This window comes from Pontibacter rugosus, from assembly GCF_042678745.1.
Classification (GTDB): domain Bacteria; phylum Bacteroidota; class Bacteroidia; order Cytophagales; family Hymenobacteraceae; genus Pontibacter; species Pontibacter rugosus.
In genome coordinates, this window is the sequence record NZ_JBHTLD010000178.1 from 1 (window position 1) to 10,621 (window position 10,621).

Consider the following 10,621-nt stretch of genomic DNA (forward strand, 5'->3'; position numbering starts at 1 on the left):
CAATAATATAAAAGCTTATGTATAGAAATATTCAAATAGCACGTAGTGTAGAAGTGAATTGATAAATTATGCTTGTGAAAATAAAAGAAGAAAAATCAAAAACTGTAGCAAAACGTTGGCTCTGGGCAATTTACTCTTTTGTGATCCTCGCTTTGTTGCTGTTTGCATTGGTGCTTTTTGCAGATAATTGGTTAGCTAACAAGTTACAGAGTACAGTCAAAGAAAAGTCGCATGGGGTTTATACCTTACATATGCAGGATGTACACCTCAGGCTGTTTGCCGGTGAAGTTCGTTTAGATTCTGTTCGTCTTCATCCAGATATAGATAAGTGGAAACAACTACCGGATAGCTCCCAGATGCAGATGTTGTATAAGGTAGAGGTAGAAAGTATCAGCTTAAACGGTATAAATGTATGGAACCTGATATCAGATAATCCAATTAAACTAGGCCTGCTGCACGTACAAAAGCCAGAGCTAATAGCTTATCGAATGAAACCTAGCGTAGATAAGAGTGATGCTCCCTTACATACACAGGTGCCTAAGCGATTGCAAGGTTTTAAGCTTGACTCCGTTAGAATAAGTTCTGCTAACTTATTCTTTAAAAGTAGCAACGAGAACAGCTACAATGATATGGCTATGTTAGGCTTTAACTTGAGCGCAGGCAAGATAAGCCTCGACAGTGCCTCTTACCAGGACGACTCAAGGTTGATGTATGCCAAAAGTGTAGTAGCGGATGTGGATGAGAGTAATTTCCTTACCGAAAAGGGCTTTTACCGTATAAAAACGTCATCTGTTTCCATGAGCTCGATCAGCGGTAGGTTGGAAATAAAAGATGTAAAGCTGGTGCCGCTGTATAGCGCTGCAGAAATGTCTGAAAGAGCAGGAGAAGTAGTAACATGGATGGAAGCTGATGTACCTTCTGTCACTGTAGAACAAGTTGACTTCAATGCTTTAGCGAAACGTTCGGATTATATAGCTCATGCTGTACTAATACAGTCTCCCGCTTTATATGCTTTTGCAGATTATGAACATTATGAGAGGAAAGGGACCAAAGCGTTGCCGCATCAATTGGTACAGGATATGAAAAAAGCATTAGCGATAGACTCTATCCAGGTAAAAGGCTTTAACCTAAAATATGAAGAAATAGCCGAAGGTGCTAACAGTAAAGGCTCTATTACTTTTGAAAATTCCGATGTGCTAATCACAAATTTGTCTAACTTACCAGAGCGAATTTCAAGAGAACATCCTGCAGTAGTACACGCCAGTACAAAAGTACAGGGTAAAGCGCCTTTAGACTTTACAATTCATTTACCATTGCTAGATAAAAACTCCTACCACAGAATTTATGGTTCTATAGGTGCTTTTAAACCAGAAATATTCAATTCTATTATCGAGCCATCTGCCTTTATAACAGTAGAGCATGGGCAGGTGCATAGTGGTAAATTTGATATGGAGTTAAATGCTTCAAAAGCGACAGGTAGTATACTTATACTTTATAATGACTTTGAAGTGGAACTGCTATCTAAAAAAGAGGATGTGCGTCAAACACTGGGAAATGAAATCGTTTCTGAAGTTATTAATTGGGTTGCGATAAAAAAAGAAAATACGGGTGACTCTCCACGCGTAGGGAAAATCAGTACAAGCAGAAACCCCAACAGGTCTATGTTCAGTTACTGGAAAGACGGCCTTGGAGATGGAATCTTATCAAGTTTAGGTTTATAGAACTCATTCAAAGCGTTAAGTTGGATGCCTTTCAATCTACAATGAGGCGAGGTATGTTTACTGGTAATCGTGTTAGTAACTCATAATTAAGCTGCGTACTAAGTTCTCCAAAAGAGGCTACAGTAATGCTTTCTGATCCCTGAACGCCTAATAGAACAACCTCCTCATGTTTCTGCACATCCGGTATATCCGTAATATCTACCATCATTCCATTCATGTTGATGGTGCCTACAACATTAGCACGAACACCTTTAATCAGGACATGGCCCAGATTGCTAAGATTCCGGCTATATCCCCAGGCATATCCTACAGGAACAATCGCTAAAGTCATGTCTCTTGGAGCTTGGAAGGAGGTGCCGTAACCAATGTACTCCCCGTGGCTTACGTGTTTGATAGCCATGACATTGCTTTTCCAGTTTATAATGCGCCGTAGCGGGTCTATCTTTTCCTCCTGCTGACTTATGTACTGGCGAAATGTTTCGGGGCTAGGCCAGAAGCCATATTGCATAATGCCGATTCTTACCATATCATAGTGCGTTTCAGGATACGCCACCATAGCAGCAGAACAGGCTGTATGAAGCTGTGCTGGTGTAAGGCTATTCCTTTTAAGTTGCTGTACCTGCTGTTTAAAACTTGCAACTTGTGCCATTATCCGCTCATGGTTTTGATAACTTTCAGCGCCAGCAAAATGAGTACAAACTCCTTGTAAGGAAATATAATCAGAAGCATTTATTAAGCTATTTATAGTTTGAGGCAACTCTGAAGATTCAAACCCTGTTCGGTTCATGCCTGTCTCTACCTCAATATGCACCTTAGCTTGCTTGCCTAACTTTTTAGCTACTTTAGTGGCTTCTTCCAGCCTATCTATATCAAAAACAAAAAACTCAATATCGTTTGCTATAGCCCATTCCAGTGCTTCGTTACCTATATATCCCATAATCATCAGTGTGGTAGGTTTAGGTAGTGATTGCAGAAGCCTTTCCGCTTCATCAGCGCTGAAAACAGAGAAGTGCCTTATACCACTTGCCTGTGCCAAGGGAGCGAATTGCTCAATGCCATGGCCGTAGGCATTGCCTTTGATAACCGAAGAAAGTTGTACGTTAGGGCCGATTATCCCTTTAATGAAATGGATGTTGTTTTGAAGTGCAGATTTACTTATCTCTATATAAGAGCTATGAAGCATAAATTAATGTTTATTCAATATGATATGAATGATTTCATGAAAAAGTGAGGCTCCAGTAGGTATAATATCATCAGGAAAGTCGTAATCAGAGTGATGAAGCTGCGGCTGTTCTAAACCTGATCCTATTCCAAATAAGGCTCCCTTGTAAGTAGCTGTAAAGTGGCCAAAGTCTTCCGACCATCTGAATGGCTTTAAAGCTTCCTGCCATTCTAGGCTAAGTTTATCTGCTGCCTGTGTCACAACTTGTACGGCTTCAGCATGGTTTACAGTAGCCGGGAATTCTTCTACAAATTTTATAGTACACTGCAAACCGAATTTCTCTGCTTTTTCCTTTGCAAAACGAGTAGCCAGCTGTCTGAGTTTCTCCAGGTCACTATTTTGATAGGAGCGGAGGGTAGCCATAAGGGTGGCAAAACCGGGATTGGTGCCAAAAGCTACTTCACCTAGTCTTGCGTGTATAATTGTTAGCAGGGTTAGGTCCTGAAATTGTTCTTTCTGTCGAGTTATTTGCTCAAAAGCCAGCATAACCTCTGCCATTGCCTGTCCTGGGTTGAGCCCGTTTTCAGGCTCAGCCGCATGAGATGGTTTCCCCTGCAACTCTATTATCATACCTGTTGATGCTGCTGCAAAAACTTCGTTCCTTACGATAACTTTATGCAAAGCAACTCCCGGTAGGTTGTGTAAGGCAAAAACATAATCAGGGTTGAGTTGCTGAAATCGCTCGTCTTGCAGTACATTCCTTGCGCCAGCTCCTGTTTCTTCCGCTGGTTGGAAGAGTAAAATTACTTTTCCCCTTTCGTGCTTATCTTGATGCAGAAGGCTTCCGAGTGCTGCAAGTATAGCCATATGCCCATCATGCCCACACTTGTGGCCTATACCTGGCATGACAGATTTATGCGGCAGGTTTTCATTTGTCTCTTCAATAGGCAACGCATCTAGCTCTGCTCTGAACAATATGGTTGGGCCATCAATCTTCTTCCCGTAAAAAATGGCAGCTACGCCGGTTCCACCAACTTGCGTGTGAATCTCATCAGGTTGATAGCGTTTGATGAAATTTACTATTTGAAGTGCTGTCTTTACTTCCATGCCTGAAAGCTCGGGGTAGGTGTGGAGCGTTTGGCGTAAAACAAGTAGGTCTGATAAGTCTGGTATCGTAGGTTGGTGCATATTCAAAGAGTTTAATCTGGAAGCGGTGCAACTTCTTTAAGATACGAATTCTGCAAAGATTGTTATCTTATAGGAGGGTTAGGAATTATCCTTTGCGCTGCGACCTGCCTGTAACGGTAACTGGCTTATGGCTTTGAATGATTCCTGGCGCTGTTGCACTAAAGCTGATTTGCCATTTAGTAGTGCAGGTAAGGTAGCTCTAAAAATATTTAAGTTATCTAACTTTAATAAATGTTTGAACAGCGGTACAAGGATTGAAGCTTCCGGTATTGGGAAAAAAAGAAGGCCCTTGTTCCTGATTTTGGAACAAGGGCCTTCTGATGCAATGATTAAAATTAACCTAAATCGGCTTGCAATTGAATCACAACCTGATTCAGAACATCTGTAAGCAGATCGATATTTTGATTTACAGAGGCAATATCTTCTTGTGTTTTAGCACCACTCTCAATCTCACGAACCACCTCTTTTACTTTGTCAATACGCATGGTATCTATGGTAGGCTTTAACTTATGTGCGGCTGCACTTACCCCCATCCAGGAAGCCTCGGCACGCTTCTGGTGCATTTCGGCTAAGGTTGACGGTACTGTATCTATAAAAAGCTGCTTTGTTCTTTTTATGAATGCCTCATTACCTCTCGACATTTTCTCTAGAAGCGATAGGTCATAAAGAGGAGAGTTATGGATTTCTTGCATGGTATTTATGGCTGTTTCTGAATTATTCACTGAATTCTGCTGCTTTTTAGACGGCAACAGTGCGGATATTTTCATGAACAGCTTTTCTTCCTCGAATGGCTTTGAAACATAATCGTTCATGCCAGCACTTATGTACTTTTCTGCGTCTCCCTTCAAAGCATTTGCAGTAAGTGCTATGATAGGTACATTGGCTTTAGCCTTATCAGAAAAATCTCTAATAAACTGTGTGGCATCTATTCCGCTGAGCTCTGGCATCTGAATGTCCATTAAAACAACATCATACTGCTTCTGCTCTGCCAACTCAACTGCCTCACGTCCATTCCTGGCGACATCAACTCGTGCTCCCCATCCTTCCAGGATAGACTGTGCGAGAAATATGTTCACTTCATTATCCTCTGCAAGTAAAACATCAATCGTGCCAAGGCTACTAAAGTCAATTTCATCTTCTACCATTTCTGGCTCTGCTTCTGTCGATTTTGGATAAGTAATTATAAACTTAAATGTGCTTCCCTGTTTCTCCTGGCTTTCAACCCATATTTTACCGTTCTGCATTTCAACCAGATTCTTGGATATGTTCAGGCCTAGTCCGGTACCACCGTATTTTCTAGTGATGCTGGAGTAAGCTTGGGTAAAACCTTCAAATATATATTCTACTTTAGATTTAGGTATGCCTATGCCTGTGTCAGCAACTGAAAACTCTAATTCCAGGGCTTCATCTGTCTCACCTAAAATCTGGTAGCTAAGTATAATGCTGCCTTCTTCTGTAAACTTAAGTGCGTTGTTTAGCAGGTTCAGTAAAATCTGATTCAGACGATATGGATCACCTATCAGAAAGGGCTGAGACAGCTTTGCCGGCTGCAGGATGTAAGCAATCTCTTTTTCCTCCGCTTTATAGATGAATGTTTGGTAAGCTGCTTGTACCGCCTCTGTGAGATTAAAAGTAATCTCTTCAAGATCAAGTTTTCCTGCTTCTATTTTAGCAATATCCAAAATATCGTTGATCACGACTAATAAGTTGTCAGCAGATTGTTGGATGATATTGAGGTAGTTATGCTGTGCCCTGTTTAGTTCTGTCTTTCGCATAAGACCAGCCATACCAAGTATACCATTCATAGGAGTTCTGATTTCATGGCTCATATTAGCCAGGAAATTCTCCTTTACGCGCGCAGATTCTTCTGCAGCTTCTTTAGCCTGCTTCAGCTGCTGCTCTGTACGCATCCGGTCAGTTATATCCTGCGCAATACCTATTATGTAGGGAGCTACACCAGGCTCTTCCACCTTATAGTTTTGGTAGTATAGATACCGTTCCTCTTCGGCTTTATTGAGTAAAGTAAGCACTCCGTCTAATAAGTTCTTATCGTCAAACTGATTGAGATAAGCATCGAAATTGTCCTGGTGATGCTTTGGGAAAAACTCGTATAAAGAATGACCAACCATTTCATCAACGGTATAGCCTAACATGTTCACCAGATAGGGGTTAACAGACAGAATTATACCATCAAGATCGTGTGTACAGATATAAGCCTGACTATAATTTATCAGATCACGGTACTTCTTTTCATTCCTTTTGATGGTTTCATCTGCCAAGCGCCTGGAGGTAATATCCCTTACTGATGCTTGTAACTTAGTAATCTCACCCTGTTGGTTGATGATAGGTTTAACATTAGTTTCCACCCAGATTTCTGTACCATCACTACGTTTTACCCTGTGCTCAATTGTAGCGTTCACCTTGTTTTTTAAGGCTTTATGGTATCCCCGCTCAATTACAAAATTTAAATCATCAGGATGGATTACTTCTTTAGGCAAGATAGTTAGCATTTCCTCCTGCTTATAACCTAATACTTCTTCAACGGCTTTAGATATATATATGTAAGACGTATCAGGGTTATGCAAGCTGATCATATCACGTGAGTTTTCAGACAACAGGCGGTGCAACTCTTCACTGTTTTGAAGGTTTTTGTTCGCCAAGCGCTGTTCTGTCACATTGGTAGAAATGCCAAGTACATGCACCTGTCCGTTACTGGATATGATAGGTTTCTTAGTGGTGTTAAACCACAATACTTCCCCGGTCAAAGTAGTGAATCGCTCCTGTATTTTTACTTCACAATTTTCCCTTATTACCTGTTGATCGGTTTTTAAGTAAAAAAGCGCTTCTTCTCTGTTAGAGTGAATATCAAGTTCGTTTGCACCTACAAGTTCCTCTAGAGATCTGTTGAACAATCGGGAAAACTCCTGGTTGGCCATGATAAAGTTACCAAAGCCATCCTTAACGTAAATAAGGCTTGGGCTAGCATCTAAAACTTGCCTGATGAATTCATTTTTCTCCTGAACCTCCAGGTGTACCTTTTTCTCCTCCGTTACATCATTAATGATGGCGAGAACTTCAGTTTCACTATACTTTAAAATTCTGCTTTCGTAGTGCTTTAAGCCATCAGGAAAATCAATTTCATACTCTGCTTTTTCATACAAACCAGTGGCAAGTACTTTACCTATCAAAGACATTATCTTCGTTGCCTGCTTCTCTGGCAGAGCTTCTGCCACACGCTTTCCAAGCAACTTATCTTTGGGAATCAGCAGGTGCTGCTGATCTGCATTTTTCATATCTAAATAAACACCATCAGCATTGATGATGAACATCAGATCTGGTATAGCGGCTAAAATAGCAGAGTTTTTAGCCTCACTTGCTAGAATTTCTTCTTGTGCTCTTCTTAAATCTGTAATAGTAAGACCATGGGCGATTACTAACTGTACTTCCCCATTAGGACCAATTACAGGGTTTAACCTCCTTAGATGATAAGTATAGGCGCCATCTTTTCCCTGCAACTTCTCTTCAAACTCAAGCCTGTATTTATCTTTGAGAACTTGGTGTAAATGCTTCCCCCGGTGCTGCATTCGCTCTACAGGTATATTTTTGTAGCGACTGTAGTCCTCGTTGGTCTTGCCTATTAGCCATGCGCGCAGCTGCGCATCCTGAACAGCCGCTGGGTTAAGGTATAAAAACTGCAAATCGCTGTTATAAACAGCTACATCAGATGGAATATGGTTTAGGATAGATTCATAAAAATCTTTTTGGCGCTGTAGCTCCTGACTTTGTTCCCGTACTTTTGTTACATCCTCTGCAGAACCGATTACCTGTTTTACCTGTCCGTTTTCCTTCCGCTTGAAAACGCTTTCCCGGCAATGGAGGTACTTTAAAGATCCGTCTTTGCAGTTAACTAAATACTCGATCTCTGATATCTCACCATCTTTGGCAGACATGATAGAAGCCACTTGATTGTCAAGCTTATGCTTATACTCTTGTACCACTATGGACGACATGAACTGTCCGCCCAAAAGATTTAAATCTTTTCTATTATATCCAAGCACACTCTCTACCTGCTCGTTCAGATAGATACATTGATCATCATCTATATCATAGATATAGACTACATTGGGAATAGTGCGCGCTATGTTGCGAATAAAATTCTGACTTTCCTTTAGGGCCACTTCTGCCTGTCGCCTTTCAGTGATATCAGACATGTAAATGTTAAAATAGCCTTTTTCAGGAATAGGTATGATGAGGTTGTAATAGTGCCTTTTGGCAATATGGGATTCAAAATAAGATTGCTGTGGTTTTGCAAGCAGGTGAAGGCTATTAATGTGCATCAGCAGAAGACGCTTTAGTACAGAAATACGCTCTTCTCTAACTTTATGAAAGAGGAAGTCATGGCCTGCACGGTTTCCTGCCACCAAATTGTTATCAAATGATAGTCGTAGAACAGGATTAGGGTATTCTTCCTGTAACTCCGACTGTAGTTCGACTATACTTTGCTTCTGACGCTTTGTTGTTACTTCACGATATAACCAGGCTATACCTAACGGCTGAACATCCTGGGTGATAACCACATTTTCACGTTCTATCACTATTCCATTTGGAAGGACAGTCTCGTCAATGTTTAAATTAAATTGAAGTACTTCGTGGTGTGGGCGAAGGTAGGAGAGAAGCGTTTCGCGCTCCAGATCTTTTATATTAGTGCCTATATATAAATCAACTGACTCTTTTAATCCAAAAAGCTCTTTAAATGCTTCGTTTATTCCGGCTATTTTGCCTGCACTATCTACAATAGCACCGGCATACTTCAAGTTTTGTAACAACCAGCAATGTTGAAGAGAGCAAGAAAGGCTTTCTTCTTTGGACGCAGTATCTACCTTTCTTAACTTTTCAAGTTCACGAAGTCGCACTGTTGCTAACTCTTCTGCAGCCATCCTAGCCTGGCGCTCTTCCTCTAACTGCCGTCGCAGAGATTCCTGTGATAAGCTTACTTCCATCTATATTAAAAGAGGCCTGAGATATAAATCCAAATGTCTGAAACAACTTGATAACGCTCGAAACACAAAGAACAGGAGTTGTAAAAAGGGATGCTCCTGTTATAGTAGAACTTTCTGTTATAGTAGAGTTATTAGCTAAGCAAGTTAATGCTTTTAAGAATTAGTTGTTAGCTCATTATTCTGGATCATACGATAAATAGTAGATTTTCCAATATCCAGTTTGTCAGCAACCAAAAGAACATTGTTATCATACTTATCTAAAAAGCGTTGGATAATGGCTGTAGTATATTCCTTGAGTGATCGTTCCTCTGCCAGAAAATCTTTATCGTTGCTGTTTGCGCTTAGGTTTATATCGCTCGCTTTTATGATGTCATCATCCGACATAACAACGGCAAGTTCTACAACTGCCTTTAGCTCACGCACGTTTCCCGGATAAGAGTGGGAGAGGAGTTTCTCCTGGGCATCAGCACTGAGTGATTTTTTACCTAAATCATTCTCACGGGCAAAAGCTTCCATAAAAGATTTTGCCATAACCAGAATGTCAGGCCCACGCTCGCGTAAAGGAGGCAGGTTAATAGTCAACCCTAAGAGGCGATAGTAAAGATCTTCTCTAAAAGTACCTTTTTTTACTTCCTCTGCCAGATTTTTGTGTGTAGCCACAATAATACGCACGTCAACAGGCACTATGCTGTTACCTCCAACACGTGTTATTTCTTTTTCCTGAAGCACACGCAGTAGCTTTGCCTGTAAGCTAATGTCTAATTCTCCTATTTCGTCAAGAAAAATGGTTCCTTTGTTAGCTTCTTCAAACTTTCCGAGTCTGCGAGCTACCGCACCCGTAAATGCTCCTTTCTCATGTCCAAAAAGCTCACTTTCAATAAGCTCTTTAGGTATGGCTGCTACATTTACTGCTACATAAGGCAGCTTTTTCTTTGGGCTATTGTAATGCACTGCTTTAGCCACCAGTTCCTTGCCTGTGCCTGTTTCACCGGTTACTGATACAGTAATATTTGTTTTAGCAGCTTTATCCATCATTGTGAATACCTTCTTCATCGCATCGCTACTGCCAATGATGAAGTTGCTAAAATCGTACTTCTGTCCGATTTCTTCCCGAAGCTGGTCAATCTCCTCGCGAAGCGAAACGTTTTCCCTTATTTTATTTATCGTATTCCAAAGGCGCTCAGGGGTATCTTCGTCTTTAACGATATAATCATAAGCACCTTTTTTAAGCAAATCAACGGCAGTGGCTACATCCTCCTGTCCTGAAATAACAACAACTTGTGTATCAGGATTGAGCTCTTTAATTTTTTTAAGAACCTCTGCGCCATTTTTGTCCGGCAATGAGTAATCCAGCGTTACTACATTTGGCCGCTGATACATATTGCTAAGACAGTCTTTGGCAGAATGAAACTTCTTAAGTTCGTAATCTGGGTTTAAAGATAAGTTGTACTCCAGAAGCTCGCTGTACCAGACATCATCATCTAGAATAAATATTTTGAAAGGTGTGTTCTTCATCAGTTTGTTTACTGCAGTTTAATGGCTGGTAGCAC

General features: G+C 40.8%; 5 protein-coding genes. 1 reads left to right on the plus strand and 4 read right to left on the minus strand.

The annotated features are described in order from the left end of the window. Positions 1-74: 74 nt before the first annotated feature. A complete protein-coding gene (locus tag ACFQ2O_RS16470) occupies positions 75-1,721 on the plus strand; it encodes a hypothetical protein (protein ID WP_377530175.1) in 1,647 nt (548 codons plus the stop codon). A gap of 31 nt (positions 1,722-1,752) precedes the next feature. Here the strand turns inward: ACFQ2O_RS16470 and alr are convergent, their stop codons facing one another. From alr to ACFQ2O_RS16490, 4 genes are all read right to left on the minus strand, one after another. Next, positions 1,753-2,904: an alanine racemase gene (alr, locus tag ACFQ2O_RS16475; RefSeq protein WP_377530178.1), complete on the minus strand. Its 1,152-nt coding sequence runs from the start codon at positions 2,902-2,904 to the stop codon at positions 1,753-1,755. A 3-nt stretch (positions 2,905-2,907) separates the two neighbouring features. Beyond that, entirely contained in the window at positions 2,908-4,071 is a 1,164-nt protein-coding gene (locus tag ACFQ2O_RS16480; RefSeq protein ID WP_377530181.1) for an amidohydrolase, read from the minus strand. Between the two features lie 335 nt (positions 4,072-4,406). Then, positions 4,407-8,897 carry a PAS domain-containing hybrid sensor histidine kinase/response regulator gene (locus tag ACFQ2O_RS16485; RefSeq protein WP_377530186.1) on the minus strand — a complete coding sequence of 1,497 codons (4,491 nt, stop codon included), beginning with the start codon at positions 8,895-8,897 and terminating at the stop codon, positions 4,407-4,409. A gap of 327 nt (positions 8,898-9,224) precedes the next feature. Then, a complete protein-coding gene (locus tag ACFQ2O_RS16490) occupies positions 9,225-10,586 on the minus strand; it encodes a sigma-54-dependent transcriptional regulator (RefSeq protein ID WP_377530190.1) in 1,362 nt (453 codons plus the stop codon). Positions 10,587-10,621 lie beyond the last annotated feature (35 nt).